The 26,976-nt window shown below is 65.0% G+C and carries 25 protein-coding genes; 7 read left to right on the forward strand and 18 right to left on the reverse strand.

Annotation, left to right across the window (positions count from 1 at the left end):
- The first annotated feature begins 24 nt into the window (after positions 1 to 24).
- From recO to BLQ28_RS00290, 5 genes are read left to right on the forward strand one after another with little or no spacing between them, the layout of a single operon-like run.
- Positions 25 to 795 carry a DNA repair protein RecO gene (recO, locus tag BLQ28_RS00270; protein WP_093236574.1) on the forward strand — a complete coding sequence of 257 codons (771 nt, stop codon included), beginning with the start codon at positions 25 to 27 and terminating at the stop codon, positions 793 to 795.
- Positions 792 to 1,556, forward strand: coding sequence for a pyridoxine 5'-phosphate synthase (locus tag BLQ28_RS00275; RefSeq protein ID WP_093236575.1), 765 nt, complete (start codon positions 792 to 794; stop codon positions 1,554 to 1,556). Before recO ends, BLQ28_RS00275 begins: the two co-directional genes overlap by 4 nt.
- A 13-nt stretch (positions 1,557 to 1,569) precedes the next feature.
- Positions 1,570 to 1,977 (forward strand): holo-ACP synthase, encoded by a 408-nt coding sequence (acpS, locus tag BLQ28_RS00280; RefSeq protein WP_093236576.1) that lies wholly within the window; start codon positions 1,570 to 1,572, stop codon positions 1,975 to 1,977.
- The gene (gene nagZ / locus BLQ28_RS00285) at positions 1,974 to 3,065 is read left to right on the forward strand and encodes a beta-N-acetylhexosaminidase (RefSeq protein WP_093236577.1); all 1,092 of its coding nucleotides are present in this window, start codon (positions 1,974 to 1,976) and stop codon (positions 3,063 to 3,065) included. The genes acpS and nagZ overlap by 4 nt, the downstream gene beginning before the upstream one ends.
- 3 nt (positions 3,066 to 3,068) lie before the next feature.
- The gene (locus tag BLQ28_RS00290) at positions 3,069 to 4,418 is read left to right on the forward strand and encodes a glycosyltransferase family protein (RefSeq protein ID WP_093236578.1); all 1,350 of its coding nucleotides are present in this window, start codon (positions 3,069 to 3,071) and stop codon (positions 4,416 to 4,418) included.
- Here the strand turns inward: BLQ28_RS00290 and BLQ28_RS00295 are convergent, their stop codons facing one another.
- The 3 genes from BLQ28_RS00295 to BLQ28_RS00305 are packed head-to-tail and all read right to left on the reverse strand — an operon-like array spanning position 4,419 to position 8,221.
- Positions 4,419 to 6,368 (reverse strand): glycosyltransferase family 2 protein, encoded by a 1,950-nt coding sequence (locus tag BLQ28_RS00295; RefSeq protein WP_093236579.1) that lies wholly within the window; start codon positions 6,366 to 6,368, stop codon positions 4,419 to 4,421.
- Between the two features lie 48 nt (positions 6,369 to 6,416).
- A complete protein-coding gene (locus BLQ28_RS00300) occupies positions 6,417 to 6,953 on the reverse strand; it encodes a YgjP-like metallopeptidase domain-containing protein (protein WP_093236580.1) in 537 nt (178 codons plus the stop codon).
- Positions 6,950 to 8,221: an Hsp70 family protein gene (locus BLQ28_RS00305; RefSeq protein WP_093236581.1), complete on the reverse strand. Its 1,272-nt coding sequence runs from the start codon at positions 8,219 to 8,221 to the stop codon at positions 6,950 to 6,952. The genes BLQ28_RS00300 and BLQ28_RS00305 overlap by 4 nt, the downstream gene beginning before the upstream one ends.
- Before the next feature lie 185 nt (positions 8,222 to 8,406).
- On the opposite strand from BLQ28_RS00305, the gene BLQ28_RS00310 reads away from it, so the two are divergent.
- Entirely contained in the window at positions 8,407 to 9,768 is a 1,362-nt protein-coding gene (locus tag BLQ28_RS00310) for a glycosyltransferase family protein (protein WP_256327125.1), read from the forward strand.
- Between the two features lie 61 nt (positions 9,769 to 9,829).
- On the opposite strand, the gene lysS is transcribed toward BLQ28_RS00310, so the two are convergent.
- The 9 genes from lysS to BLQ28_RS00355 all read right to left on the reverse strand — a co-directional run bounded on the left by lysS (position 9,830) and on the right by BLQ28_RS00355 (position 18,766).
- Positions 9,830 to 11,362, reverse strand: coding sequence for a lysine--tRNA ligase (lysS, locus tag BLQ28_RS00315; RefSeq protein WP_093236583.1), 1,533 nt, complete (start codon positions 11,360 to 11,362; stop codon positions 9,830 to 9,832).
- A gap of 162 nt (positions 11,363 to 11,524) precedes the next feature.
- On the reverse strand, positions 11,525 to 12,262 hold the full coding sequence (locus BLQ28_RS00320; protein WP_093236584.1) for a cephalosporin hydroxylase family protein: 738 nt from the start codon (positions 12,260 to 12,262) through the stop codon (positions 11,525 to 11,527).
- A gap of 50 nt (positions 12,263 to 12,312) precedes the next feature.
- Positions 12,313 to 13,149 (reverse strand): NAD-dependent epimerase/dehydratase family protein, encoded by an 837-nt coding sequence (locus tag BLQ28_RS00325; protein WP_093236585.1) that lies wholly within the window; start codon positions 13,147 to 13,149, stop codon positions 12,313 to 12,315.
- Positions 13,146 to 14,372 carry a class I SAM-dependent methyltransferase gene (locus tag BLQ28_RS00330; protein ID WP_093236586.1) on the reverse strand — a complete coding sequence of 409 codons (1,227 nt, stop codon included), beginning with the start codon at positions 14,370 to 14,372 and terminating at the stop codon, positions 13,146 to 13,148. Before BLQ28_RS00330 ends, BLQ28_RS00325 begins: the two co-directional genes overlap by 4 nt.
- The gene (locus BLQ28_RS00335) at positions 14,369 to 14,929 is read right to left on the reverse strand and encodes a dTDP-4-dehydrorhamnose 3,5-epimerase family protein (RefSeq protein WP_093236587.1); all 561 of its coding nucleotides are present in this window, start codon (positions 14,927 to 14,929) and stop codon (positions 14,369 to 14,371) included. The genes BLQ28_RS00330 and BLQ28_RS00335 overlap by 4 nt, the downstream gene beginning before the upstream one ends.
- Positions 14,910 to 15,983, reverse strand: a complete 1,074-nt coding sequence (gene rfbG / locus BLQ28_RS00340) for a CDP-glucose 4,6-dehydratase (protein ID WP_093237626.1) — start codon at positions 15,981 to 15,983, stop codon at positions 14,910 to 14,912. The genes BLQ28_RS00335 and rfbG overlap by 20 nt, the downstream gene beginning before the upstream one ends.
- Positions 15,980 to 16,753, reverse strand: coding sequence for a glucose-1-phosphate cytidylyltransferase (rfbF, locus tag BLQ28_RS00345; RefSeq protein ID WP_093236588.1), 774 nt, complete (start codon positions 16,751 to 16,753; stop codon positions 15,980 to 15,982). Before rfbF ends, rfbG begins: the two co-directional genes overlap by 4 nt.
- A gap of 2 nt (positions 16,754 to 16,755) precedes the next feature.
- Positions 16,756 to 17,622: a hypothetical protein gene (locus BLQ28_RS00350; protein WP_093236589.1), complete on the reverse strand. Its 867-nt coding sequence runs from the start codon at positions 17,620 to 17,622 to the stop codon at positions 16,756 to 16,758.
- A gap of 499 nt (positions 17,623 to 18,121) precedes the next feature.
- Positions 18,122 to 18,766: an LON peptidase substrate-binding domain-containing protein gene (locus BLQ28_RS00355; protein ID WP_256327126.1), complete on the reverse strand. Its 645-nt coding sequence runs from the start codon at positions 18,764 to 18,766 to the stop codon at positions 18,122 to 18,124.
- A 50-nt stretch (positions 18,767 to 18,816) separates the two neighbouring features.
- On the opposite strand from BLQ28_RS00355, the gene BLQ28_RS00360 reads away from it, so the two are divergent.
- The gene (locus BLQ28_RS00360) at positions 18,817 to 19,377 is read left to right on the forward strand and encodes a YggT family protein (RefSeq protein ID WP_093236591.1); all 561 of its coding nucleotides are present in this window, start codon (positions 18,817 to 18,819) and stop codon (positions 19,375 to 19,377) included.
- A gap of 89 nt (positions 19,378 to 19,466) precedes the next feature.
- Here BLQ28_RS00360 and accD read toward each other — a convergent pair whose 3' ends face one another.
- From accD to BLQ28_RS00390, 6 genes are all read right to left on the reverse strand, one after another.
- Positions 19,467 to 20,339, reverse strand: coding sequence for an acetyl-CoA carboxylase, carboxyltransferase subunit beta (accD, locus tag BLQ28_RS00365; RefSeq protein ID WP_093236592.1), 873 nt, complete (start codon positions 20,337 to 20,339; stop codon positions 19,467 to 19,469).
- Positions 20,340 to 20,435: 96 nt separating this feature from the next.
- Positions 20,436 to 21,281 (reverse strand): tryptophan synthase subunit alpha, encoded by an 846-nt coding sequence (trpA, locus tag BLQ28_RS00370; RefSeq protein WP_093236593.1) that lies wholly within the window; start codon positions 21,279 to 21,281, stop codon positions 20,436 to 20,438.
- Positions 21,281 to 22,567 carry a tryptophan synthase subunit beta gene (trpB, locus tag BLQ28_RS00375; protein WP_093236594.1) on the reverse strand — a complete coding sequence of 429 codons (1,287 nt, stop codon included), beginning with the start codon at positions 22,565 to 22,567 and terminating at the stop codon, positions 21,281 to 21,283. Before trpB ends, trpA begins: the two co-directional genes overlap by 1 nt.
- A gap of 48 nt (positions 22,568 to 22,615) precedes the next feature.
- Positions 22,616 to 23,314 (reverse strand): phosphoribosylanthranilate isomerase, encoded by a 699-nt coding sequence (locus BLQ28_RS00380; protein ID WP_093236595.1) that lies wholly within the window; start codon positions 23,312 to 23,314, stop codon positions 22,616 to 22,618.
- A complete protein-coding gene (gene truA / locus BLQ28_RS00385) occupies positions 23,311 to 24,123 on the reverse strand; it encodes a tRNA pseudouridine(38-40) synthase TruA (protein WP_093236596.1) in 813 nt (270 codons plus the stop codon). The genes BLQ28_RS00380 and truA overlap by 4 nt, the downstream gene beginning before the upstream one ends.
- Positions 24,124 to 24,148: 25 nt before the next feature.
- Positions 24,149 to 26,974, reverse strand: coding sequence for a FimV/HubP family polar landmark protein (locus tag BLQ28_RS00390; protein WP_093236597.1), 2,826 nt, complete (start codon positions 26,972 to 26,974; stop codon positions 24,149 to 24,151).
- Positions 26,975 to 26,976 lie beyond the last annotated feature (2 nt).

The raw sequence follows: 26,976 nt of genomic DNA on the forward strand, positions 1-26,976 counted from the left end.
TGCTCCTCGACAGCGCGTACTGACATGGCTACCCACCGCGTTTCGCACGAACCGGCGTATGTGCTCCACCGCTACGACTGGAGCGAGTCGAGCCTGATCCTCGAGGTCTTCACGCGCCACCACGGCCGCATCGCGCTCGTGGCCAAGGGGGCGAAGCGCCCGAGCTCCAATTTCCGCCCGGTGCTGCTGCCGCTGCAGCCCCTGCAGCTCAACTACGGCGGCGACGCCGAGATCCGCACGCTCAAGGGCGCCGAATGGATGGGCGGCCACGTGATGCCGACCGGCGAAGCCCTGATGTCGGGCTACTACGTCAACGAGCTGCTGCTGCGCCTGCTCGCGCGGGACGACGCCCACGAAGCCCTGTTCGACGCCTATGCCGGCGTGGTGCAGGTGCTGGCGAGCGACCATGCCGGCGCCCAGGCTGCCACCCAGGCGGCCGCCCTGCGCGCCTTCGAGTTGCTGCTGCTGCGCGGGGTGGGCCTGCTGCCTTCGCTCGATGCGCAGACCCTCACGCTGGAGCCGCTCGCGGCCAGAACGCGCTACACCCTCGTGCCGGAAGCCGGATTGCGGCAGGCCACCAAGGAAGAAGCCGCACTGACTGGCGCCGACTGGCAATCCCTGCAAGGCGTGCTGGACGATCGCGCCCCCTTCACCGCCACGCTGCGCGAGATCGCCACCATGAACACCGGCAGCAACAGCGCCCTGCGAAACCAGCTGCGCGCCTTGCTCAACTACCATTGCGGCGTGTCCACGCTGCGCACGCGGCAAATGATGAGAGATCTGCAAGCACTATGAGCACTTCAGGCCACGCCGGCACCACCTCGCTGTCCGTCAACCTCAACAAGGTCGCCCTGGTGCGCAACACGCGCCACCTTGGCATTCCGAGCGTGGTGAAGGCCGCCCAGGCTTGCCTGGCCGCCGGCGCGCAGGGCATTACCGTGCACCCACGGCCCGATGCGCGCCACATCCGCGCGCATGACGTGAGCGACCTGTCCGCGTTGCTCGCCAAGGACTGGCCCGGCATCGAGTTCAACATCGAGGGCAACCCCTTCCAGAACCTGATGGACTTCGTGCGCACGCTGAAGCCGCATCAGGCCACCTTCGTGCCCGACAGCGAAACCCAGTCGACCAGCGACCACGGCTGGACCTTCCCCGACGACGCCGAGCGCCTGCGCCCGCTGATCGCCGAAGCCAAGGCGCTGGGCGTGCGCGTCAGCCTGTTCATGGACCCGATCCCCGAGATGATGGCGGCGGTCAAGGCCGTGGGCGCCGACCGTGTCGAGCTGTACACCGAAGGCTATGCGGCCTCGCGGGGCCGGCCGGACGAACAGGCCGTGCTCGCGCGCTATGCCGAGACCGCGCGCGCCGCACTGGCCGCAGGCCTTGGCGTCAACGCCGGCCACGACCTGAGCCGTGACAACCTGACCGCCTTCCTGCGCGCCGTGCCGGGTGTGCAGGAGGTTTCCATCGGCCATGCCTTCGTCGCCGATGCGCTCGAACTCGGCTATGCGGCCACCACGCGCGATTACCTGCGTTGCATCGACGAGGCACGGTGAACGCCTGCGCAGCATGATCTACGGCATCGGCACCGACATCTGCGACCTGCGTCGCATCGCGGCGACTTTCGAGCGCCAGGGCGAGCGCTTTGCCCGCAAGGTGCTGTGCGACGCCGAGTTCGCGGTCTGGCAAGCCCGCAGCGCGCGCTGGCCCAAGCGCGGCATCAGCTATCTCGCGACGCGCTTTTCGGCCAAGGAGGCTCTCAGCAAGGCGATCGGCCTGGGCATGCGCATGCCCATGACCTGGCGGCTGTGCGAGATCGCCAACCTGCGCAGCGGCAAGCCGGTGATCGTGCTGCACGGCGAACTCAAGGCGTGGTTCGAGGCCAAGGGTCTCACGGCTCACGTGACCGTGACGGACGAAACAGAATACGCCGCGAGCTTCGTGGTGGTCGAACGCCAGGGCACCCACGACGCATGACAACGACAACAACAAGCATCCACGCGCCGCTGATCATCGACATCGCGGCCACCGAACTCAACGACGCCGACCGACGGCGCCTTGCCAATCCGCTGGTGGGCGGCGTGATTCATTTCGCGCGCAACTGGCAAGACCGCGCGCAGATGACCGCGCTCAATGCCGAGATCAAGGCGATCCGGCCCGACCTGCTGATCTGCGTCGACCACGAAGGCGGGCGCGTGCAGCGCTTTCGCACCGATGGCTTCACCCGGCTGCCCTCGATGCGTGCTCTGGGCGAGCTGTGGATGAGCGACGCCATGCGTGCCACGCAGGCCGCCACGGCCGTCGGGTATGTGCTGGCCGCCGAGCTGCGTGCTTGCGGCGTCGACTTCAGCTTTGCACCGGTGCTCGACCTGGACTACGGCGGGAGCAGCGTCATCGGCAGCCGCAGCTTTCATCGCGATCCACGCGTGGTCGCGCTGCTCGCCAAGAGCGTGATGCACGGCATGCTGCAGGCGGACATGCGCAACTGCGGCAAGCATTTTCCGGGGCATGGTTTCGTCGCGGGCGACTCGCATGTCGAGATCCCGGTCGACAAGCGGGGCCTCAAGGCCATCCTGGCCGACGACGCACGGCCCTACGACTGGCTGGCAGGCACGCTCACCGCGGTGATGCCGGCACACGTGATCTATCCGAAGGTCGACAAGCGTCCGGCGGGGTTTTCAGCCAGATGGCTCCACGACATCCTGCGGCAGCGGCTGGCGTTCGACGGCGTGATCTTCAGCGACGACCTCAGCATGGAAGCCGGGCGCTACATCGACGGCCAGTTGCTCAGCTACGCCGATGCCGCACTGGCGGCCATCGATGCAGGTTGCGACCTGGCGCTGCTGTGCAACCAGAGCATCGGCGATGGTGCGCCGCTCGACGAATTGCTCGAAGACTTCGGTGCGGCCCGGGGCGCGGGCCGGTGGGCGGGCAGCGCTGCGAGCGAAGCCCGCCGCCGGGCATTGCTGCCGCGCTCGGCATCGCCGTCGTGGTCCGCGCTCGCTGATTCGAGTCCATACCAGGGGGCCATGCGCCTCCTCTCGCAAGGCGATCTGGTGGAGTAGCGCATGCCCCTGTGCCTCAGTTTTTTTCCACGCAAGGACGAGGCCACGCTGCGCAACCATGCGCACTACTGTCGCCTGTTCGGCTACCCGCATCAGTGGATCGAAGCGGACCGCATCCGCCATCCGGCATTGCGCGACAGTGCCCGGTACAGCCACATCCTGCGGCACCTGCGCGCACTGCCCGAGAACGACTGGCTCCTGTTCCTCGATGGCGATTCGGTGGTGTTCCATCCCGTCGCCATCGACACCCTGATGCAAGGGCGGGATTCGCTGGTCGTGGAAGGGCCACCCAGTGGCGACAGGCCAGGCCCCGCGATGACCAACATGATGGTGCTGCGCAACACCGCCGCGAACCGTGCCGCGCTGCACGAGTTGATGGGCGATGCGGGGCATGTCATTGCGCTGGTGAACCGTTCGACCGATGAAGCGGCACGGCTGCGTCCGATCGGCATGCTGGGGTGCAACGCCGTGGTCGGCGACATCTATGTCAATGTCTCGTGGCGCATTCCGCAGTGGTTTCTGGCGCGCATCTTCGTCGTCAACCTGGCGCCGCTGTCCCTTGCCGCACCCGAGGGCGAATGGCGCGAAGCGCTGCTGCACGACATCAACCTGCAGGACTTCCTGGTGGGGCAGGTCAACAACGCGCTGATCCACAGCCAGCCCATGCTGCAGCCGGCCGCCTATCCGGCGCTGTCGGACGATGCGGTGTCGAGCTACAACACTGGCGCGGACATCGCCTTCGTCACGCTCTACACGCACCACGTCGCCAGCTACGCGCGGGTTTCTGAACACAATGTGAAGCGCTACTGCGACAGGCACGGCTATGCCTATCACGTGTACCGCGCGGTGCCCGAGGCGATCGATCCCGGCATCGGCGGGTCGTGGGTCCGCAGTTGGCTGCTGCAGCAGCACATTGCGCATCACAAGTGGGTGATCTGGGTCGACGCCGACGTCATCTTCTTCAACCAGGGCCGCCGCATCGACGACATGCTCGAAGGGCGCGAGCTGCTGCTGGCGAAGGACGTGGGCGGCTGGTCCTTCAATTCGGGCGTGATGGGTTTCTTGAACACGGCGCGCAACGCCGAGTTGCTCGCGCGCATCTGGCAGCGCATCGGCGAGGTGAATGACAAGTCGGCGGTCTACAGCAGCCAGGGCGACCAGTACTACACCAACCAAGTGCTGTCCGAAGAGGGGCTGATCGATGACCGGACCATCGTCGACAACCTGAGCATCAACACGCCACCGCACCTGGCCTCGGATGAAACGCTGCTTGTGCACTTCATCAATCTGGACGAACCGTACCGGTCGGCGTACATGGCGTCGATGGACGCTGCCTCCCAGCGCTTGCGATAGCTAGCTGCCCGTCGATGGGGGCGTGTCGCCTGCCGCAAGATCGGGCTCCAACCTGAAGACCCGCACCGGCAACTGATTGGCCGCCGGGGCCAGGAACTGCGCGATCTCGGGGGACGCGAACTGGCTTTCCAGCCATGCCTTGTCGGCAAGGCCGGCGTTGAAGAAGATCTGCAGCAGCCGCAAGGTTTCATGCCGTAGCGCGCGCGTCAGCGTTTCATGCTCGACCCGCTGTTGCTCCGGCGCCGCGGCCGGCCTGAAGCAGGCGCGTGCCAGGGTGTGCAGCAGGCGCTGTGCAAAGTCCAGTGTCGACGGCCAATACAGCGCATAGAGCTCTGCGATCTCGCGCACGTCGTCGCCGCTGGACTTCGGCAACAGGTACGCCAGCACCAGTGCGCGCGCTTGCAAGGCCTGCGCGGTGGCCCTGGTCGCATCGGTGGGCGCGGGCGATGTAGCGGGCCGGTGCAGCAACTGAGGGATCACGGCAAAGTGCGCGCCTGCGGCCACGCTCTTGCACAGCATGTGCAGGTCGTCGTGCGTGGTGAAGCCCGGGTCGTGACGCACGCCGCTGCGTTCCAGGAAGCCGCGCCGCACCATGCAGGCCGACAGCAGCAACGGACGCGGGCCGAGGTATTCCACGAGGATGTCCTGGTGCCGCTCGGCGAACTCCAACGACCCTTCGTGCGTTTCGCACCAGCATCCTGCGATATCGATGTCGGGGCAGGTCTCGAGCAGTGCGGCCTGGCGTTGCAGGCGCTCGGGTGCAGGAATGTCGCCGGCATCGGAAAAGACGACGTAGTCACCTTGCGCCTGCGCCAATGCAAGATTGCGGGCGGTGGCGCGATCGCATGCGACCGGCAGCGAAATCAGCTGTGCATTGGCGATGCCCGCCTGGGAGAGCAGCGCGCCAAGGCCGGGCGCCCCTGCCTGTGCGACGAGCACCACGTGCAGTGTCACATCGCGCTGCGCGGCCCATGCGTGGAGGCTTTGCGACAGCGTATCGAGCGAGTCGCCGGCCGTGAGGCAGACCGTCACGCGCGGCATGTGCGTTTCCACGAACCGGTCGGGCTGCTGCGCGCGCCAGCTCAGGAAGCGTTGGATGGCAGGCCCGACCAATGGAGGGGCAAATGCACGGCTGAACAGGTCAAGGCCCTCGCGCTCGAGCATCGCGCGCCGGGGTGCATCGGCGAGCAGTTGCTCGACCGTCTCGATGAGCTTTTCGTACGGGGCGCCGACCACCGCATCGCGCGCCGAGGCCTCGATCTCGCTGTCGGGATAGAGCTCGCAGACCACCGCCTTGCGATGGCGCAGCAGGATCGACAGGCGCGGCACTTCGACGATGCGCGACTCTTCCCAGTTGTGGAGGTTGAGCACGATCTTCGCGCGGCGCATGAACCCGTTGCGCTCTTCCAGCGACCACGAGCGCCCGCGATTGACCTCGACCCGCAGGCCGCGCGCCATCAGGCCTTCGAGAATGTCGATGCGCCGGCGCGTCAGCGAGCCGAAGAAGACGACGTCGATGTCCTGCTGCTCGTCGGGCAGGATGTCGCTCAGAGGAAGGATCTCGGCCGCGCCGGGTTCCCATCCGAGCGCGACGTAGTCCGCGTTCCTGTATTCCAGCTGCTGGTGCCGCTGGAAATTCGACTTGCTGTATTCCCAGAGGTAGCAATGCTTGAGAACGTCAAGGTAGCGTTCGTTCCAGGCATGGGTGCCTTGCACCATCGGCTCGAAGTTGACGATGATGCAATCGGGATGGTGCTGTTCGATGTGCTCCCACGGCACATCCCAGAAGAAAAACAGGATGTTGATCTCGCCCGGCTCGATGTGGCTCTGGACGAAACGGGTCGGATAGCCGAGGCGTTCTGCCGCCAGCCTGAAGGCTTCGACGATGTCGCCGCAAATCTCCGGCGGAGACAGCGATGTGAAGTTGAGGCGAGGTAGCGTCGTCGTCATGGGGGTAACGGCGCGGGCATGTGGGGTGACTGGCGTAAAGGAGGAGGGCTAGTCGCCGCCCGGCACGGGTGTCTCCGCCGTGCCGGACCAGAGGCGCTTTCCACCCATGTTCAGGTGCTCAAGGTACAGCCGAAGGTCGAACTCGAATCGATGATAGCCCGGCTCCATGTGCATGCACAGTGCGTAAAACGCCTTGTCGTGGTCCCGCTCCTTCATGTGTGCCAACTCATGCACAACAATCATGCGCAGCCAATCGAGCGGCACTTCCTTGAACAGGCTGGCCACCCGGATCTCGCGCTTGGCCTTGAGCTTGCCGCCCTGCACGCGCGAGACCGTGGTGTGGGTACCCAGCGCATTGCGGATCACGTGCAGCTTGCTGTCGTACATCACCTTGGACAGCGGCTCGGCCTTGCGCATGAACTCGCTCTTGAGTCCACTCACGTAGTCGTAGAGCGCCCGGTCAGTCTGGACGCCATGCGAGCCCTCGGGGTAGCGCTGGGCCAGGAGCGCCCCGAGCTTGTTTTCGGCCATCAGCTGGCGGACCTGGTCCAGCAGGGGTGCCGGATAGCCCGCCAGGTACTTCATGCCGCGCGCCCCGGCCGCGTGACGCAGGCCAGGCCGGTCGCCACGCCGCCGAACAGGTCGCCTTCGACCAGGGTGGCGCCGGCAAAACTCTTGCGCAGCGCATGCTGGAACGGCCGCAACGCCGAAGAGCCGCCGGTGAGATAGATCGCATCGAGGTCGTTGCTGCGCAGCCCGGCCCGTTTGACGCAGGTGTGGGCGCAGGCGATCACGTTCTCCAGTGGTGTCGCGAGCTGCTGCGCCATGTCCTCTGGCGAGAGCGAGGCCATCAGCCCTGCTTCGGCGCAGGAGAGGTCGATCTCGGTTTCCGCGTCTCGCACCGAGGCATCGATCTTGGCGGCCTCGACAGCGCTGGCGATGCGGTGGCCGTGCCGCTCTTCGAGCACGTTCATCAGCCGGTCGTGCAGGCGGGTGTTGCTGTAGCTCGTGCGCAATTCCTTGGCCTGCCGAACCGCCTTGGGGGCGTAGAGCCAGTTGATCAGGTGCCAGGACGACAGCTCGAAGAACACCTTGCTCGGCACTTCGCGCCCCTGCGGGCCGGTGTGGCGGAAGCCGAATTGCGGCATCACGCGTTCGAGGTTCAGGCGCTGGTCGAAGTCGGTGCCGCCGATGTGCACGCCGCTGGTGGCCAGCACGTCGTCGCTGCGGTCATCGCGTGTGGCGCGGTCGGGCCCGACGCGCACGACGGTGAAGTCGGAGGTGCCGCCGCCGATGTCGACGATCAGCACGATCGATTCCTTGGTGACGCGCTGCTCGTAGTCGAAGGCCGCGGCGATCGGTTCGAGCTCGAACGCGATGTCGCGAAAGCCGGCCGCGCGGGCCGCATGCCGCAGGCTCTCTTCGGCGCGCTCATCGCGCTTCGGATCGTCGTCCACGAAGTGCACGGGGCGTCCGATCACGACCCGCTCGGGGATCTGGCCGAGCTCGCGGCTGGCCCGCACGGCCAACTCGCGCAGGAAGCGCGCGATGATGTCCTCGAAGCTCACGAGGCCGTCGTAGATCGCTGTTTTTTCCTGCATCAGCGCACTGCCGAGCAGACTCTTGAGCGAGCGCATCAGGCGCCCTTCGGTGCCCGACAGGTACTGGGCGATGGCCTCGCGGCCGAAATGGGTCGTGCGGTCTTCGGCGTTGAAGAAGATCGCGGTCGGCAGGGTGGTGGCGCTGCCTTCGACCGGCAGCAGCCGGGCGGCTTCGCCGTTGGGGGCGCAGGCGATGGCTGAATTCGAGGTTCCGAAGTCAATGCCGAGTGTCGAGATGGGGCGTTGCTTCATGCAATCAATGCGTTGCGCGCCTGACTAAGTGCGCGGCCTTTCATGTTCTGGTGGGGGCGAAGGAGCCTGTCCGGCGCGGCGACTGCATCCGAAGCGGGGGGCGTCGAGTGTAAAGGTCGGCGCGGTGCGAGATAGACTGCGGCCCCGATTTGTGGATATAGCGGGAGTTTCCGATGCCGTTGTGCATGACGTTTTTCGAGCGGGTCGACGAGCAGGTCCTGCGCAACCATGCGCACTATTGCCGGCTCTACGGCTACCCGCACCAATGGGTCGAGTCCTCGCATGTCGCGGACGCATCCCTGCGCAACGGGGTCAAGTACTCGGAGATCCTGCGCCACCTGCGAACGCTGGCAGAAGGCGATTGGCTGCTGTTCCTCGACGGAGACTCCGTAGTTTTCCGTCCTGTGGCCGTGGAGCCGTTGATGCAGGGGCGAGATTTGCTCGTGGTGGATGGCCCCAGCGGCCTGGCGCTCACGAACATGATGATCCTGCGCAACACCCAGGCCAACCGCACCCTGCTGAGCCAGATGCTGGTGGCGGCGGGCGCGGCAGTGGCCCGCTCGGTGTCGGGACTCAGCGAGGCGGACCGGCAAAGAGGCTTGACGTCGCGGCTCGACGAAGCGGCGTTGTTTCGTCCCGCCGGCATGCTCGGATTCAATGCCTTCGTGGCCGATCGCCATGTCAACGTGAGCTGGCGCATCTCCGAATGGTTCAATGCGCCCGTCTTCGTCGTGAGCCTCGCTTCCCTGCCGAAGCTGGAACAGGACGGGCAGGTGCACGACGACATGCTCCATGACCTCAACCTGCAGCGCCTGCTGGTGCGGCAGGTGAACGCGGCGTTGATGGAAGGGCTGCCGATGCTGCAGCAGCCGGCATACCCGGCGCTTTCGGAGGAGGCCATGTCGAGTGTCAACGGCCATGCGCAAATCGCCTTCGTGACGCTCTACACGCACCACATCAGCACCTACGCGCGCGTTTCCGAGCACAACGTGCGCCGCTACTGCGAGCGCCACGGGTACGGCTATCACGTGTACAGGGGCATTCCGGGCGAACTGGACCCGGAGATCAATGGCGCGTGGGTCAAGGCCTGGCTGCTTGCGCGGCATCTGGCGCAGCACCAGTGGGTGGTCTGGGTCGATGCCGACATCCTTTTCGTGAACCAGGCAAAACGCTTCGAGCCACTGCTCGAGGGGCGCGACCTTCTCTTCGCCAAGGATGTTGGCGGGTGGCTCTTCAACTCCGGCGTCATGGGGTTCAGGAACACTGCGCGCAATGCAGAACTGCTCGCGCGCATCTGGGCGCGCATCACGGGGGTCGAAGACAAATCGAGCGTGTACAGCAGCCAGGGCGACCAGTTCCATACGAACGAAGTGATCGGCGAGGAGGGCTTGGCCAGCGAGAACAACATCCTCGACTGCCTGAGCCTCAATACGCCACCGAGCCTGGCCACCAGCGACAGCCTGCTGGTCCATTTCATGAGCCTCGGCGAGCCTTACCGCTCGGTCTACATGGCGGACATGGATGCCATGTCCCAGCGGATTCGCTGAGGCTGGTGCGGAAGCCCCCGAATCACCTGCGCGGTGTTCGTGAGCTTCGGACCTCGCGCAGTCAAAGCTCCCTGCGCAGCGCAGGGAACAGGATCACGTCGCGAATGCTTGGCGAATCCGTCAGCAGCATCATCAGCCGGTCGATGCCGATGCCGCAGCCGCCGGTGGGCGGCATGCCGTATTCGAGCGCGCGCACGAAGTCGTGGTCGTAGAACATGGCCTCGTCGTCGCCGCTGTCCTTGGCGGCTACTTGCGCGTTGAAGCGCGCAGCTTGGTCCTCGGCGTCGTTCAGCTCGCTGAAGCCATTGCCGAATTCGCGGCCCGTGATATAGAGCTCGAAGCGCTCGGTGACCTCGGGGCGTTCGTCGTTGGCGCGCGCCAGCGGCGAGATCTCGGTCGGGTGCTCCATGATGAAGGTCGGCTGCCAGAGCTTCTCTTCGACGGTCTCTTCGAAGTACATCACCTGCAGGCTGGCCAGGCTGCGCTGCGAGAGCTTGTCCTTTTCTTCGCTCAGGCCGAGCTTGCGCAGGGCGTTGATGAGCCAGGTCGTGTCGTCCACCCCTGCACCGGCCTCGGTGTACTTCAGGATCGCTTCGCGGATCGTCAGGCGCTCGAAGGGCTGGGTCAGGTCGACCGGCTTGCCCTGGTAGCTGAGCTGCTGCGTACCCACGGCCTTGTCGGCGATGGTGCGGATCAGCGTCTCGGTGAAGTCCATCAGGTCGCGGTAGTTCCAGTAGGCCGCGTAGAACTCCATCATCGTGAACTCGGGGTTGTGCCGCACCGAGATGCCCTCGTTGCGGTAGCTCCGGTTGATCTCGAACACACGCTCGAAGCCGCCGACGATCAGGCGCTTGAGGTACAGCTCGGGCGCGATGCGCAGGAACATCTCCTGGTCGAGCGCGTTGTGGTGCGTCTTGAACGGCTTGGCGTTGGCACCGCCCGGAATGGGGTGCAGCATCGGCGTCTCGACTTCGAGGAAGTCGTTGGCAACCATGAACTCGCGCAGCGCGCTCACGGCCTTGCTGCGTGCGGTGAAGCGCGTGCGGGCCGACTCATCGGTGATCAGGTCGACATAGCGCTGGCGGTACTTCTGCTCCTGGTCGGCCATGCCATAGAAGTCACCGGGCAGGGGACGCAGGCTCTTGGTGAGCAGGCGCAGCTTCGTGACCTTGACCGACAGTTCGCCGGTCTTGGTTTTCATCAGCGTGCCTTCGGCACCGAGGATGTCGCCCAGGTCCCAGCGCTTGAATTCGGCATAGGCTTCCTCGCCGACTGCATCGCGCGTGACGTAGAGCTGGATGCGGCTGGTGGCGTCTTGCAATGTCGCGAAGCTGGCCTTGCCCATCACGCGCTTGAGCATCATCCGCCCAGCCACGCTCACGGCCACGGCTTGCGCTTCGAGGGCTTCGGCTTCGGTGGCGCCGTGCGCTTCGGTCAGCGCCACGGCACGATGGGCCGGCTTGAAGTCATTGGGGAATGCAACGCCTTTGCCCTCGGCCTGCGCGGTGCGCAGCAGCTTGAGCTTTTCGCGGCGTTCGGCGATGAGCTTGTTGTCGTCGACAGGAGGCGGGGGAGGGGGCAGTTGATCGGACATGAAGAGCAGATGAGGCGCAACAGGAGCGTGCGCGGCCCGGCATTTTAGCCGATCGAGCTCAGATGAAACCGAGCCCAACACCCGCCGATTCTGTGCAATGTGCTATGAAAAAAAGAGCGAGCTATCAAGTGGCGATTGCTGCGTTCGGCACGTCGCAGTACTTCACTTCACACGTCGGAGGTAACCGTCTGGCGCGACACTGACCAACAGCTTGTTGTCGATGGTGTGATCGATTTCAAACTCGGGATGCGTCTTGAGGTATTCATGGACAGCCGTCTTGGGGTTGTCGCCGGGGCCCCAGGGGCGGTCCGGGAACATTTCCTTGGGCAGGTGTTCCACGATGGTGTCGAACACCACGCAATAGCTTCCCACGGTCGCGAGCGGTGCATAGGCTTGCAGTTCCGCCAGCACGTGGGCATGGGTGTGGTTGCTGTCGAGGCAGACGAGAACGCTCTTTTTTCCGGCGGCTATCTGTTGCACCTGTGCGATGACTTCGGCCGAGACGCTGGAGCCCTCGATCATCGTGATGCGCTTGTACATGGGGTGCGCCTCGATGGCCTTCCGGTTGTGCGCGCGAATATCGATGTCGAGCCCGAGCACCATGGCATCGGCCGGCCCGCCACAGGCGGCATTCAGTTCCAGCATGGCCGCCGAGAAGATCAGCGACCCGCCGTGGGCGATGCCGGTTTCAAGGATCAGGTCGGGCTGCACCCGCCAGATGATCTCCTGCATCGCAATCATGTCCTGCGGGTACTGGATGATGGGGCGCCCCATCCAGGAGAAGTTGTAGGAGTACCCGGCCTTCATGGACGATGTCATCAGGCTCTGCGCGTCCCGGTTCAACGCCGAATTTGTTCCGTTGTTCGAGATGCGTTGTGCTACTTCGGCTTCAAAAGTCATGTGGGTCTACCTTGACGGGATGGAATTGATGATGGGGCGGTGTGGCGATTTCACCGAAGCAGTTGCGTGAGTCTGGCGTTGCTTCCCCAGAACGCCATAGGCTCATACGTGGGGTAGGGATAGTGCCCGAGTGCCAGCGTCATCGGCCAGGGGTGGGTGGCGAGCCATCCTTCCACCAGCGCGCGTACCGATGTCGGGTGCCCCGCGCAGACATTGACGATGCCTGTGTCGACCTGTTTGCAAGCCAATGCCACCAGTGCCTGGGCGACCTGTGAAACATGCAGGTAGTCCCGCAATTGTTCGCCGCCAGACATCTTGAAGACCTTGTCGCCGCGACTGCCCGCCGCAACGAACTGGCTGTAGAGCGACGAGGGCGCCTGCCCTTCGCCATGCATGTAGAAGAGCCGTGCCCAGGTCAGCTGGAAGCGGTTGCCATCGCGCAGGAATTCAAGCTCGCGCCTCAAGGCGTCCTTGGCGAAGCCGTAAGGGTTGCTCGGGTTCGTTGGCAGCGACTCGTGCAGCTCGCCGGATTGCATTCCGTATTCGAAGCAGGTGCCCGTGCACAGCAGCGACGAGAGGCCTGCATCGACCAAGCCGCGCAAGAACCGGTACTGCACGCCGAGCTCGGATTCGAAATGGTGCCGTGCCAGGTAGTTCGGCAGTCCGTGCCATGCGAGATGGATGACAACGTCGGGCTCGCCCAGTTTCAAAAAATCGTCTGATGACGGGGCGGTGAGGTCGAGCACCACGTGCCGTATTCCCTCGGACAACCCGTCGCGGGCGGGCCGGCGGGTTGCCGCGATCACTTCGACATCTTTGGCCTGCGCGAGGGCATGCAGGACATGGCGTCCGATGAACCCGCTGGCGCCGGTGACTGCGACTTTCATAGAACCTCAATCGACGGTACGGCGGTGACAAAATTCCCCCCCCATTCCCTGATCTCGGAGAGCTGCTCCATCACCTCCGTCCGGAGATTCCAGGGCAACACCAGCACGTAGTCGGGCCGCTCGCGCCTCAGGTGCGCCTCGTCAACAATGGGGATCCGGCTCCCGGGCATGAAGAGACTCTGCTTGGCGGGATTGCGATCCACCACCCAGGGCAACAGGCCGCTTCGTACGCCCGCGTAGTTGAGCAGCGTGTTGCCCTTGGCCGCGGCTCCATAAGCACCGACGCGCTTGCCGTTTCGCCGGGCGTCGATCAGGAAGGCCATCAGACCGTCGCGAACGTCGTCCGCGCGTTGCTGGAAGCCTTCGTAGTAGGCAGCGGTGGCAACACCCGCGACAACTTCCGCGGCCAGTACACGTGACACGGTTGCTTCGACCGGGTGCATGCCGGTGTCTTGCCGCTGCGCGAAGACTCGCAGGCTTCCGCCGTGGGTTTCGAGTTGCTGGACGTCGAACACGCGCAACCCGTTCGCTTCGAACAGTCGAACCACCGATGTGAGCGACAGGTAGGAGAAATGCTCGTGGTAGATGGTGTCGAACTGGCACTCGGCCACCATCCGCATCAGATGCGGAAATTCAAAGGTCGCGACACCTGTGGGCTTGAGCAACTGTGCAAAGCCCGCAACGAAATCGTTGATGTCGGGCACATGGGCCAGTACGTTGTTGGCGACTGTCAGATCGGCACTCTTGCCGGCAGCCACGAGTTGTCGAGCCAGCGCCACACCGAAGAATTCCTCGACGATCTCTATCCCTTTTTCGCGCGCTGCGCTTGCGGTGCTGGCGGTCGGCTCGATGCCGAGGCAGGGAATATCCGCCTCCTTGACGTATTGCAGCAGGTAGCCGTCATTGGCCGCAATCTCGACCACGTGCGATGCGGGCCCGAGAGCGAAGCGGTGTGCCATCTCGCTCACGTAGCTCCTCGAATGCGCGAGCCAACTGGTGGAGAAGGAGCTGAAGTACGCATATTCGCCCGAGAACAGGTCGGCGTGATGCGCATAGTCCTCGGTCTGGACCAGCCAACAGTTGGTGCATGTGAAGACCCGCAGCGGGTACCACTTTTCAGGTGCCGCCAACTGCTCGGCATGCACGTAGGCATTGGAAGGCGGTGCCGTGCCGAGGTCGATGAACGGCAGATTCAATTCGGCGTGGCAATGGCGGCACTTCATGCAGCAAGACCTGTGAAATCGGGGGAGACGAAGGGATGAAGAGCATCCCGTTCGGATATGTCGGCGAATGCGAGTGGCCACTCGATGGCGAGCGCCGGGTCGCGCGCGTTCAACGCGCCCTCGGCGGCTGCGACGTAGGGCACGGAATGCAGGTAGAGCAATTCGGCGTCGTCGCTGAGTGTCTGAAAGCCGTGCGCAAAACCCTTGGGGATGAGCAGGCTGCGTGCGTTCTCCGCGCTCAGCACTTCGCCATGCCAATGAAGAAAGGTTGGGGAGCCCTGGCGCAGGTCAATGGCGACGTCGAAGATCTCGCCCTGCAGGCAACTCACCAATTTGTCTTCGGCATGGGGCGGGTGTTGAAAGTGCAGGCCCCGCACCGAGCCGCGTCGACGGGTCAGCGTATGGTTGATTTGCGCGATGGGCTTGTCGAAGCCAGTTGCGGCGAGTTCTTCGGCGCAGAAGAAGCGGCTGAAAAAACCTCGCGAATCTTCGAGCTTCTGACGCTGGACGCGAAGCAGGCCCGCCAAGGGCGTGCCGTCAATGCCGAATCTGGCCATGACCGGCGTCCTGGTAGGTTTGTATCTGTGCTTCGCACACTTGCCGCATGTCCTTGCCTGCACGCCAAGCTTGGTGCCATTCAACGGTCTTGTCGAGGGCCGTATCGAGATTCCAGCGTGGTTGCCAGCCTAGCGCGGCGCGCGCTTTGCTGCTGTCGAGCTTGAGAAAGTTGGCCTCGTGGACCGCATGGTCTGGCGCTTCGCGCCAGCGGCTTTCCGGCAGTTTGTGAACAAGCGCATCGAGCAATTGGCGGACCGATACCGCGTCGTCGTCGGTGGGGCCGAAATTCCAGGCCTGCGCGAACGCGGGGTCGCCGCTGGCCAAGCGTTCGGCCAGCAGCAGGTAGCCGCCGAGCGGTTCGAGCACGTGCTGCCAGGGGCGTGTCGCCCCGGCATGTCGGACCTCCAGTGGTTGGGCCGCATCGGCTGCGCGAAAGAAGTCCGGCACCAGGCGGTCGGCGGCCCAGTCGCCACCACCGATCACGTTGCCGGCGCGCGCCGTAGCCACCGCCACGCCGGCTTGTGCGAGAAATGAGGCCCGGTAGGCGGCAGTCACCAGTTCGGCGCAGGCCTTGCTGCTGGCGTAAGGGTCCAGTCCGCCGAGTGGCTCGTTCTCGCGATAGCCCCAGGCCCACTCACGGTTCTCGTAGACCTTGTCGGTTGTCACGCTGACCAGCGCGCGCACGCTGGGACAGGCGCGCACCGCTTCCAGCAGGTGGACTGTGCCCATGACGTTGGTTGCATAGCTTTGCACCGGCTGGCGGTAGGACTCGCGCACGAGCGATTGCGCCGCGAGGTGAAGCACGATGTCCGGGGCGGCCTTTGCGAGCGTCTCTTGCAGCATGGCAAAGTCGCTCAGGTCGCCCAGCGTGTGTCCGGCCAACGCATCGGCCACGCGGGCTTCGGTGAAGAGGTTGGTCTGTGTCGGAGGGGGCAGGGCATAGCCGTGAACTTCAGCGCCGGCGCTTCGCAGCCAGAGCGCCAGCCAGCTTCCCTTGAAGCCCGTATGGCCGGTGAGCAGGACGCGCTTGCCTCGCCAGAACGCTTGGTTCATGGCCATACCTTCCAGGGCGCGGTCTGGGTGGCCCACAGTTGCTCCAGGTGCATCTTGTCGCGCAGCGTGTCCATTGGCTGCCAGAACCCTGCGTGCTCGAAGGCGCGCAGTTGATCATCGCTCGCGATCTTTGCTAGCGGTTCGCCTTCCCAACTGGCCTGATCCCCATCGATGTAGTCGATGCATTTGGGCGACAGCACGAAGAAGCCACCGTTGACCCAGCCGCCGTCGCCACGCGGTTTTTCGATGAACCCGCGGACGGCATCGCCGTCGCGCTCCAGCGCTCCGTAGCGCCCCGCGGGCTGAACGGCCGTGACGGTGGCCAGCCGGCCGTGCGTACGGTGAAACGCAATCAGCTTGCCGATGTCGATGTCCGCCACGCCATCGCCGTAGGTGAAGCAGAACGCTTCTTCATCCTGCAGATGCTCCTCCACGCGCTTGAGCCGGCCGCCCGTCAGCGTGTCTTCACCCGTGTCGACAAGCGTGACTTTCCAGGGCTCTGCCTTGCGTTGGTGAACGTGCATCTCGTTGCTGCGCATGTCGAACGTCACATCGGACATGTGAAGGAAGTAGTTGGCGAAGTACTCCTTGATCACATAGCCCTTGTAGCCACAGCAAATGACGAAGTCGTTGATGCCATGGGCGGAGTAGAGCTTCATGATGTGCCAGAGCACCGGCTTGGCTCCGATCTCGATCATGGGCTTCGGCTTCAGGTGCGTTTCTTCCGAAATGCGCGTACCCAGACCGCCTGCAAGGATGACTGCTTTCATGATCAGGGTGCCTCTCCAGCATGGCCGAACGTGCGGTACTCGCCGCTCTCACTCAAGGTGCACATGTAACCCACATTTTGCGCAGGTAGCAGCAAGAGGCTGCCGTCCGGGTTGGCTCCCGTCGTAGGCCAGCCAAGGTGTTTGATCAGCAGGTAGCTGCCCAGGCGCTCGGCAAAGAAGGAAAGGGCTCGCCTTTGATACGCGTTGTGGGGGGCGAACGGCACGTGCCGGCTCAGAAACTCGCCAAGGATGGGGCGCAGGCGCTCCATGATGTCGATGAAAAGGTCGCAGGGAATGATGCCGAACTCGACTCCTCCGGGAACGAAGAGGCGTGTTTCAAAGAAAGTGGGGACCTCGGTTTCCTGCAGTACCTTCAGATCGACGGCGATACGCGTCAGAACCAGGAAGTCTGCGACGTGGTGGTAGTTGGCGTATTGGGCAAGCATCCCTTCAGGCATGAGAAAGGGATGAGATATCAGAAGGTCCGTGGCGTAGCTTGCGAGAATTTCGGCAACCTGATCCTTGCCGAGATGCAGGCCCAATATGCGCATGTACGGGTAGTTGGCTGCTGCAGCGCCGATGGGCTCCAGCGAGATGAGCTTGCGGTACTGGAAAATGCAGACCGATCGCCCCTCCGTTGGGCGTTTTTGAAGCAGTTCGCTGATGTACAGCGAACCTGCGGTGCCGGTCAGGTACGGATAGAAATTGCTGATATTCAGACAACCTGAGCCCACGGTGTGGCGCGAGTCACGGATGTTCAGGCGGCCTTCGACTTGATACGTCCCTGTGGCGATGACCTCCACATGGTCAGGCAATTCAAACCAGGGTGGCTCGTGGGCGACGCAAAAAAAGTAATCGGGCCCGGGCATGGTGAGTGTTGGTTGTATCGATTTGTTGAACCGCGTATCGTGCACCCGAGTGCGAGCTTAACGTGGGGCAGGGCGCTCTAGTTAGCGGGCCGGATGCGCAAAAATCCCAATTTTCTAGGTGCCCTGATGCACAGATCCTGTTGAATCTTCGCCAATCTGAGTTCAGGCAAGCGGATTTCCGGCTGCAAGGCAGCCGTGTCGGCTTGGGTTGCCGCTGTTTGTTTTTCTGGTCCAGCAGGGTCTGATCCAGCCTTGAATTCTTGTCTGGAACGCGCTCGCAATTGGCCGCAAAGAGCGTTCGCGATAGCTGAATGTTGGTATGGTTCGGCTAGCCTCGCTTCGAAGTTCTTGAGGTATGACGAAGTGCCAGAACTGGGAGCGACGGACCTAGGGGCGCGCCAAAGAGTGGCATGAACTGCACTGCCAGCCAACTTGCCGTAGCGGTTCATCGTTCCTGCAGACGATTTCTTGAAAAAGTGGCCAACTGCGCGGTTGCAGATCAGCCCGAAATCCCCGTCCGCGCCAACAGATCGCTGACCAACTCGAGGCGCATCAACGGGCTGTCGAGCTCCATCAGCCTTTGCCGTAGTTCAAGCTGCATCGGCACCAGCTCGCACCATCGATTGGCCACCCAGCCGCAATCGTTGAACCGGTAGGGCGCACCGATCGGCAGCCGCACCGACTCGCCTTGTTCGGCGCGCCGCTCTTCGAGGGTGTCGACCAGGCGCCGCAGCGCGCTGGCCGTGTGCTGCAGATCGTCAGGAATCTCCAGCGCAACGTCATCGATCACGGCCTCGACTTCGGCGACCCACAGGCCGTGCTTCTGCAACTCGACATCGCGAACACGAAAGCGCTGCGTGCCGACGCATTCGATCTGAAGCAGGCCGCTCTGGGGCGAGTCGAACTCGCGGATCGTGGCGAGCGTGCCGATGGCGGCGAAGCTCTCCGCGTCGGCGCCGGCCTTGCGGACCTCGCTGCCGCTGGTGAGGCTGACCACGCCGAAGGGGGCGTTGGCCTTGCGGCATTTGCCGATCATGTCGAGGTAGCGGACCTCGAAGATGCGCAGTGGCAACAGCCCGCCCGGAAACAGGACCGTACCGAGCGGGAACAATGGCAGTGAATGCAAAAGGGGTTGTGTCGTCATCGAAGAACCTTGCGTGGCTATCATCGCATTCCGCTCACGGCTGCGCCCCCATGCTCTATCAGATTCCCTCGTTCCTTCTCGACGTGATCGTCGGCCTGCTCGGCGGCGCATGCCTGCTGCGCCTTTACATGCAGTACCACCGGGTGCCGTTCGGCAATCCGCTCGGGCGCTTCGTGTTCGCGATCACCGACTGGATCGTGCTGCCATTGCGCCGCATCGTGCCATCGGTCAAGCGTTGGGACCTGGCGAGCCTGATCGCGGCCTGGCTGCTGGTGCTCGTGAAGTTCCTGCTGCTGTGGCTGCTGATCGGCAACCTGGGGCGCATCGCGACCTTGCCGCTGGTGTCGCTGGTGGGCCTGCTTCAGCTCGCGGTGTCGGGGCTGACGGCGCTGCTGGTGGTCTATGCGGTGCTGTCGTGGGTGCCGGGCGCGTCGCCGATGTTGCTCGACCTGATCTCGCGCCTGGCCGAACCGCTGGTACGGCCGTTTCGCCGTTTCATTCCATTGATCGGCGGCATCGACCTTTCGCCGCTGGCTGCGATCGTCGTGCTGCAGGTGCTGGCGATCGTGCTGAACAACTTGCTGGTGTTTGCCTACCAACTGGCTTTCTGAGTCGAGCCGACACAAGACAAACAAAAAGGGCCCGGGTGCGATGCACCCGGGCCCTTTTTGTTTTGCGTCGACTTGTCGTCGCGCCCGGCTCAGCTGACCGCGTCGGCCGGCTGACGCAGCAGCATCGCCAGCGTGCTGGCGATCGTCTTGCGCAGTTCGCGGCGGTCGCTGATGAAGTCGATCGCGCCCTTGGTCTGCAGGAATTCGGCGCGCTGGAAGCCTTCGGGCAGGGTCACGCGCACGGTCGATTCGATCACGCGCGGGCCGGCGAAGCCGATCAGCGCCTTGGGCTCGGCAATCACCACGTCGCCCACGAATGCGAAGCCCGCCGACACGCCACCCATGGTCGGATCGGTCAGCACGCTGATGTAGGGCAGGCCCTTCTTCGCGAGGCGCGTGAGCGCGGCGTTGGTCTTGGCCATCTGCATCAGCGAGAGCAGGCCTTCCTGCATGCGCGCGCCGCCGGTGGCGGTGAAGCAGATGAAGGGCACCTTCTGCTCGATGGCGGTTTCGACGCCGCGCACGAAGCGCTCGCCGACCACGCTGCCCATGCTGCCGCCCATGAACTCGAACTCGAAACAGGCCACGACCACGCTGATGCTGTGGACCGAGCCACCCAGCACGACCAGCGCATCGGTCTCGCCGGTGTTCTCGAGCGCTTCCTTGAGCCGCTCGGGGTACTTGCGGCTGTCCTTGAACTTGAGGGCATCGACCGGCAGCACTTCCTGGCCGATTTCGTAGCGTCCCTCGGCATCGAGGAAGGCGTCGAGCCGCGCGCGGGCGCCGATGCGGTGGTGATGGCCGCAGCTCGGGCAGACGTTCTGGTTGTGCTCGAGGTCGGTCTTGTAGAGCACCGTCTCGCAGGCAGGGCATTTGATCCACAGGCCCTCGGGCACCTGGCGGCGCTCGCTGGGGTCGGTTTGTGCGATCTTGGCGGGTAGCAGTTTTTCAAGCCAGCTCATAGGCAATCCTGGGTTCTCTCGAAGGGCGATCCTTCGTGATGATTAGCTCCCCTTCGCCGCAAGCAGCGAAGGGGCTTGAGGTGAGGGCAACCCCGATTATCGGCCAGCTGCATTCTTGGGGGTAGCCGCGGGCAGGGCGTCCAGCGCCTGGCGGATGCCGGCGAGGAATTCACGCACCGCCGGCACCACCTTGTCGCGCGGCTGGTCTTCGATCAGCTGAATGATCTTCGTGCCGATCACGACCGCATCGGCGGCGGAGCCCACAGCCTGCGCTGTACGTGCATCGCGGATGCCAAAGCCCACGCCGACCGGAATGCTCACGTGCTGGCGAATGCGCGGGATCATCTGGCCGACGGCTTCGGTGTCGAGGTGGCCCGCGCCGGTCACGCCCTTGAGCGAGACGTAGTAGACGTAGCCGCTGGCGATGCGCGCGACCTGCGCCATGCGCTCGCTGGTGCTGGTCGGGGCGAGCAGGAAGATCAGGTCGATGTTCGCTGCCTTCAGGTCGGCAGCGAAGTCCTCGCATTCTTCGGGCGGGTAGTCGACCACCAGCAGGCCGTCGACGCCGGCAGCTGCCGCGTCGCGGATGAAGGCCTTCTTGCCATGCACGAGGTCGTAGCGCTCGACCGGATTCGCATAGCCCATCAGCACTACGGGCGTGTTCACGTCCTTCTGGCGGAACGTGGCCACGATGGCGAGCACCTGCTTCATGCCGATACCCAGCGCCAGCGCGGCTTCGCCGGCCTTTTGGATCACCGGGCCGTCGGCCATCGGGTCGGAGAAGGGCACGCCGAGTTCGATCACATCGGCGCCGGCCTCGACCATGCCGTGCATCAGCTCGGGCGTGATGTCGGCAAAGGGGAAGCCTGCGGTGACGTAGGGAATCAGGGCCCGGCGGCCGTCTTTTTTCAGCGCGTCGAAAGTGGTGGCAATGCGGCTCATCACTTGCCTCCCTTCACGCTCAGACCGCGCATCGAGGGGCGGTCGTAGAAATCGACGCCCGACAGGTCGGCGACGGTGCCGATGTCCTTGTCGCCACGGCCCGAGAGGTTGACCAGGATCGACTGGTCGGGGCGCATGGTCTTCGCGAGCTTCATCGCATGGGCCACGGCGTGGCTGGATTCGAGCGCGGGAATGATGCCCTCCGTTCGACACAAATAGTGAAAGGCGTCGAGCGCCTCGGCGTCGGTGATGCCCACGTATTCGGCGCGGCCGATGTCCGCCAGGTACGCGTGCTCGGGGCCCACGCCGGGGTAGTCGAGGCCGGCGCTGATGCTGTGGGTCTCGGTGATCTGGCCGTCTTCGTTCTGCAGCAGGTAGGTGCGGTTGCCGTGCAAGACGCCGGGGCTGCCGCGCAGGATCGAGGCCGAGTGCTTGCCGCTGTCGAGCCCTTCGCCGGCCGCTTCCACGCCGATCAGCCGGGTGCCGGCGAACGGAATGTAGGGGTGGAAGATGCCCATCGCATTGCTGCCGCCGCCCACGCAGGCGACCACCACGTCGGGCTGCTTGCCTTCCGCTTCGCCGGTGATGCCGTCCGCCGCGAGCATCGCAGGCATCTGCTCGATGCACTCGGTGCCGATCACGCTCTGGAAGTCGCGCACCATCGTAGGGTAGGGGTGCGGGCCGGCCACGGTGCCGATGATGTAGAAGGTGTTTTCCACATTGGTGACCCAGTCGCGCATCGCCTCGTTGAGCGCGTCCTTCAGCGTCTTGCTGCCCGATTCGACGGGCACCACGGTCGCGCCGAGCAGGTTCATGCGGTAGACGTTGGGGCTCTGGCGCTTCACGTCCTGGCTGCCCATGTAGACCACGCATTCGAGGCCGTAGCGCGCGCAGATGGTGGCGGTGGCCACGCCGTGCTGGCCAGCGCCGGTCTCGGCAATGATGCGGGGCTTGCCCATGCGGCGCGCGAGCATCGCCTGGCCGATCACGTTGTTGATCTTGTGCGCGCCGGTGTGGTTCAGGTCTTCGCGCTTCAGGTAGATCTGCGCGCCGCCCATTTCACGGCTGGTGCGCGCGGCGTGATAGATCGGCGAGGGCCGGCCCACGAAGTGCTTGAGCTCGTAGTGAAATTCGGCGAGGAAGGCCGGGTCTTCCTTGAACTTGGCGTACGCGTCGCGCAGCTCGTTGATCGCGTGGGTGAGCGTTTCGCTCGCGAAGGTGCCGCCGTAGTTGCCGAAGTGGCCGGTGGCGTCGGGTTGCTGGTAATCCTGGAAATTGCTTTGCATGGTTCTCGATCGTTGGGCCGCAGCCCGAATGGCGATCGGGTGCGGCAGCTAACTGGAGAAGGACGAGGCGTCTGCCGCTCTGACTGCGGCGACGAATTGCCGGATCTTTTCGGCGTCCTTCAGGCCCTTGTTCCCCGGGCCGTCGATTTCGACGCCCGAGCTCACATCAACGGACAGCGTTTTGCAGCGCGTCCGCAGGATGCGAATGCCATCGCTCACGTTTGCAGGTGTGAGCCCACCACTCAAGACGAGGTGAGCGTCGACGGCGGGTGGAAGAAGTGACCAATCGAATGCCTTGCCGCCTCCGCCATAACCTTCGACATGAGCGTCGAGCAGGATGGCTTGGGCGTGGGAGTAATCGGACGCGTATTTTACGAGGTCGAAGCCCGCTCCGGCAGCCCCCAGCGGAATGCGTGCGGCACGCATGTAGCGAAAGCGGCCTGGACCGGTGGCCTCTTCGCATTGCTCTGGTGTTTCTTCGCCGTGGAATTGCGCGATGGCGCCCTTCACGCGTTCGAGCGATGCTATGACTTTCGGAGCATCCTCGTTCACGAACAGCAGCACGGGCGTGATGAAGGGGGGCAGGCGCGAGGCCAGTTCGGCGGCCCGCTCGGCCGTTACCGCACGAGGGCTTTTGGCGTAAAGCACGAAGCCGATGGCATCGGCGCCGGCCTCGACCGCCGCATCCACATCGGCCTCACGTGTCAGGCCACAGATCTTGATGCGGGTGCGGGGAGCGACTGTCATGGCGGGCCATCATAAGGAGCGCCACCGGCCTGCAGCGTGGCTTCGGCCGGCAGACCCCACTGCGCGTCGTACAACGGGCCAAGAAAGTACAGGCCGTCGGCCGAGAAGGTCGGGGCCGCCACCTTGCGGCTGCGCGCTTCCAGCACTTCGGAAATCCATTCGGGGCGCTCATCGCCCCGGCCGACGCGCACGAGGCAACCCATGAGGTTGCGGATCATGTGATGCAGGAAAGCATCGGCCTCGAATTCGAAATGCCAGCGGCAGCGTTCGCCTTCGCCGACTCGCGTGATCTCGATGCGCCGCAGGTTCTTGACCGGCGAGCGCGCCTGGCAGGCCGAGGCACGGAACGAGCTGAAGTCGTGGGTGCCGACCAGCAGCGCGGCGGCGGCGCGCATCGCGTCGCCATCCAGTGGATGCATCGACCAGCCGACCCGGCCCGTGTCGAGGCTGGGCCGCACGGGCGATTGCGACAGCACGTAGAGATAGCGGCGCGCGAGGGCACTGGCGCGGCAATGGAAGGCATCGGGCACCGGCTGTGCCCACTGCACCGCGATGTCGTCGGGCAGGAAGCGGTTGGTGCCGCGCATCCAGGAGAAGGGTTCGCGCTCGACGGTGGTGTCGAAGTGCACCACCTGCATCAGCGCGTGCACGCCGGCATCGGTGCGGCCGGCGCACAGCGTTCCGATGGGCTGTGCAGCGAACTTCGTGAGGGCGGCTTCCAGCTTGTCCTGCACCGTGCGGCCCGAGCGCTGGCTTTGCCAGCCCTCGTATGCCTGGCCGTTGTACCGGATGCCGAGCGCCAGCCTCACGAATTCAGGGAACGAAACAAGCCGCTCAGCGCAGTTCGGCGAGCAGCTGCCGGGCTTGCGACTTGAGGTCGCCGGCGCTTTCGGCTTCGACTTCCTCGACCAGCGAGCGGGCGCCTTCGACGTCGCCAATGGCTTGCAGCTCGCGTGCGAGCGACAGCTTGACGGCGTGAGGGCTGTCATCGCCTTCGTCTGCATGCGCCGCCGCTGCCGGCCTTGCCGCGGTTTCAGCGGTACGGGCAGGCAGGCCTGCCAGTGCGCTCATGTCGAATTCGATGAAGCCCGAGTCGGCCGGCAGCGCGTTGCGCAGCATGGCCGGGCGGGTGTTGTGCTCCGCGTCGCCCAGGTTGAGCGTGGTGGGACGCGTGTCGGGCGTCAGTGCGCCAGGGGCCGTGTCGAAGTCGTTTTCGAGATCGACCGGCGTTGCAGCATGGCCGTTGGACAGGGGCGCGGCGGGGCGTGCAGCCGTCGGGGCAGGTGCATAGGCCGACTTCGGCAGGCTGGCGCCGACCGGTGCGTGGTTCTGGACAGGTGCCGGCGCGGGGGCTGGCGGTTGGCTCAGATCGAGGTCGAAGTCCAGCGGTGCCACCGAGGGGACGAACGCGGGCGGTGCGGCGGCGACTGGCGGCGCTGCGGGAGGTGGTGCCGTCGGTTTGGCGGCGGCTGCCAGCGCGCCGGCGAAAGCGGCCGTTTCGGCGGCGCTCGCGCTGCGCGGTGCACCCGATTCGTACAGCGGATTGCCCGGGTCGAGGTCCTTGCCCATGTCGACCACGCGGGTCCAGTCGGAACCGAGGCCGCCGGTCAGCTTGTGCACTTCGGTGGCGAGGCTTTCGTAGGCCCGCACATCACGGCGCTTGGCGTGGATCTCGAGCAGCTTGAGGTGGATGGCGGTGCGATCCGGGTTCAGGCGCAATGCTTCGCGCAGGATTTCCTCGGCTTGCAGGTCGCGGCCATAGGCCAGGTAGACGTCCGCTTCGGCCACGGGGTCGACATCGCCCGCGTCGAGCTGGCTCGGCGAGTACGACAGCGAAGAGACAGTGGAGTCGCCACGGTGCTTGGTGTCGACCGATTCGCCGCCGCTAGCGCCGAAGAACGAATCCTTGGGGATGCGGCTTTCGAGGAACACGCTTTCGCTCATTTCCTCGCGCCGACGACCCAGCACGCGATACAGCAGGAAGCCGACCAGTAGTGCGATCAGCGCAGCGCCGGCGAGCATCAACGGGTTGTCGAGCAGTTCTTCGAAGAAGCTGCGTTCCGGCGGGGGCGGCGGCGGAGGTGCTGCCTTGACCACCGGCTTGGGAGCGGGTGCCGGTGCTGCCGCAGCCGCGGCACTGGCTGCTGCAGCCACGGGTGGGGCGGCCGCATCGGTGGCCGACGGTGCTGCCGTACCCGGAGCGGCGGCGGAGGCGGCTGCGACAGGCGCAGCAGCGGCCGCGGGGGCTGCTGCGGTTGCTTCGGGCGTCGGGGCGGCCGGGCTCGGCGCCACCGCCGGTGCGACTGCGGCAGCAGCGGGTGCCGGCGCAGGCGTCGGTGCGGGTGCGGGACTTGCGGCGGCCGGCGTCGTCGTGGCGCTGGTTGCCGGTGTCGGAATGGGGATGCCCGGCGCAGCCGGAGCCGCAGCGGCAGGCGCTGCCGCCGCGGGGGCCGACGAACTGGCACCCGTGCCGGCCTTGAGCTTGTTCAGCTCATTGATGTTTTTCGACAGCTCCGCCACGCGGTTGCTGCTGTCTTGCGCCTGGCGTGCCTGCGCGAGCTTTTCATCGGCTGCGCGGGTCGATGCGCCGCCTTGGGAGATGGTGAGCTTGTCGGGAGCGCTGGCCGCCGCATTGCGGTCTTCCACGTTGGCTTGCAGCTTGCCCGAGGCCTTGCGGCTCGCGGCGGCCACGTTCTGGGTCGGCGCGTTTTCAGCCAGACGCTGGCGGTACGCGCCGAAGTCGCGGCTTTGCGCCGTGACAGTGCGACGCGCTTCCGCCGGAGTGACGGCGGAAGCTTCGGCAGCGCTCGGCAGGTCGAGGACCGCGCCAGCCCGCATGCGATTGACGTTGCCGCCAACGAACGCATCCGGATTGGCGAGCAACAGCGCCACGAGCATCTGGTCGAGGGACACGTCGGCCGGCTTGTGGGCGCCAGCGATCTTGCTGGCGGTGTCGCCGCGCTGCACCGTGACCTGTTCGCCACTGCCACCGCCGGTACGTGCCGGAGCGGATGCTGCGACGGGGGCAGGTGCAGGAGCTGCTGCCGCTGGTGCGGCGGCGACAGGTGCCGAAGGAGCGGCCGCTGCAGGTGTCCGCTCGCGGCGCGGCGTGCGTGCCACAGGGGCAGGGCGTTCGACCGGCGTGCTGATCTGCGGGGCAATCGGCGTTGCCGGCGTGCTCGCTGCCGCCTGGCGCGTGGCCGGCGGATCGAGCAGCACGGTGTAGTCGCGCACGATGCGACCCGACGCGCCGTTGGCTTCCAGCAGCAGGTCGATGAACGGGTCGTTGAGCGGGCGATTGCCGCTCAGGCGCACCACGTACTGGCCGCCCGCACGGCGCTGAAGCGTCGCCTTGACGTCGCTCAGGGCCGTGTTGTACGGAACACCCGCGTTCTTGAAGGCTTCGGCCGTGGCGATGTTGATCTTCAGGCCGTCCGCTTCGGTCGCGGCGATTTCGGTCACCTCGATCTCGGCACGCAACGGTTCGCCCAGGGCCGATTGCACCTTCAACTGACCCAGCGCGAAAGCGCTGGCATCGGTGCTGGCAAGGCCCAGGGCCACGGCGGCGGCCGCGCCCAGAATGGAAAGGCGCCAACCGTTCGATGGCAGAAGCGGGCGAGCGGCCGATGGGCTGGCCGCAGGCAACAGATGTCTTGTCATGC

The organism is Variovorax sp. EL159, assembly GCF_900100965.1.
GTDB lineage: Bacteria > Pseudomonadota > Gammaproteobacteria > Burkholderiales > Burkholderiaceae_C > Variovorax.

Coding starts and splice junctions, on each gene's coding strand:
- recO (WP_093236574.1), top strand. CDS start 25: ATGGCTACCCACCGCGTTTCGCACGAACCGGCGTATGTGCTCCACCGC.
- BLQ28_RS00275 (WP_093236575.1), top strand. CDS start 792: ATGAGCACTTCAGGCCACGCCGGCACCACCTCGCTGTCCGTCAACCTC.
- acpS (WP_093236576.1), top strand. CDS start 1,570: ATGATCTACGGCATCGGCACCGACATCTGCGACCTGCGTCGCATCGCG.
- nagZ (WP_093236577.1), top strand. CDS start 1,974: ATGACAACGACAACAACAAGCATCCACGCGCCGCTGATCATCGACATC.
- BLQ28_RS00290 (WP_093236578.1), top strand. CDS start 3,069: ATGCCCCTGTGCCTCAGTTTTTTTCCACGCAAGGACGAGGCCACGCTG.
- BLQ28_RS00295 (WP_093236579.1), bottom strand. CDS start 6,368: ATGACGACGACGCTACCTCGCCTCAACTTCACATCGCTGTCTCCGCCG.
- BLQ28_RS00300 (WP_093236580.1), bottom strand. CDS start 6,953: ATGAAGTACCTGGCGGGCTATCCGGCACCCCTGCTGGACCAGGTCCGC.
- BLQ28_RS00305 (WP_093236581.1), bottom strand. CDS start 8,221: ATGAAGCAACGCCCCATCTCGACACTCGGCATTGACTTCGGAACCTCG.
- BLQ28_RS00310 (WP_256327125.1), top strand. CDS start 8,407: ATGACGTTTTTCGAGCGGGTCGACGAGCAGGTCCTGCGCAACCATGCG.
- lysS (WP_093236583.1), bottom strand. CDS start 11,362: ATGTCCGATCAACTGCCCCCTCCCCCGCCTCCTGTCGACGACAACAAG.
- BLQ28_RS00320 (WP_093236584.1), bottom strand. CDS start 12,262: ATGACTTTTGAAGCCGAAGTAGCACAACGCATCTCGAACAACGGAACA.
- BLQ28_RS00325 (WP_093236585.1), bottom strand. CDS start 13,149: ATGAAAGTCGCAGTCACCGGCGCCAGCGGGTTCATCGGACGCCATGTC.
- BLQ28_RS00330 (WP_093236586.1), bottom strand. CDS start 14,372: ATGAAGTGCCGCCATTGCCACGCCGAATTGAATCTGCCGTTCATCGAC.
- BLQ28_RS00335 (WP_093236587.1), bottom strand. CDS start 14,929: ATGGCCAGATTCGGCATTGACGGCACGCCCTTGGCGGGCCTGCTTCGC.
- rfbG (WP_093237626.1), bottom strand. CDS start 15,983: ATGAACCAAGCGTTCTGGCGAGGCAAGCGCGTCCTGCTCACCGGCCAT.
- rfbF (WP_093236588.1), bottom strand. CDS start 16,753: ATGAAAGCAGTCATCCTTGCAGGCGGTCTGGGTACGCGCATTTCGGAA.
- BLQ28_RS00350 (WP_093236589.1), bottom strand. CDS start 17,622: ATGCCCGGGCCCGATTACTTTTTTTGCGTCGCCCACGAGCCACCCTGG.
- BLQ28_RS00355 (WP_256327126.1), bottom strand. CDS start 18,766: ATGACGACACAACCCCTTTTGCATTCACTGCCATTGTTCCCGCTCGGT.
- BLQ28_RS00360 (WP_093236591.1), top strand. CDS start 18,817: ATGCTCTATCAGATTCCCTCGTTCCTTCTCGACGTGATCGTCGGCCTG.
- accD (WP_093236592.1), bottom strand. CDS start 20,339: ATGAGCTGGCTTGAAAAACTGCTACCCGCCAAGATCGCACAAACCGAC.
- trpA (WP_093236593.1), bottom strand. CDS start 21,281: ATGAGCCGCATTGCCACCACTTTCGACGCGCTGAAAAAAGACGGCCGC.
- trpB (WP_093236594.1), bottom strand. CDS start 22,567: ATGCAAAGCAATTTCCAGGATTACCAGCAACCCGACGCCACCGGCCAC.
- BLQ28_RS00380 (WP_093236595.1), bottom strand. CDS start 23,314: ATGACAGTCGCTCCCCGCACCCGCATCAAGATCTGTGGCCTGACACGT.
- BLQ28_RS00390 (WP_093236597.1), bottom strand. CDS start 26,974: ATGACAAGACATCTGTTGCCTGCGGCCAGCCCATCGGCCGCTCGCCCG.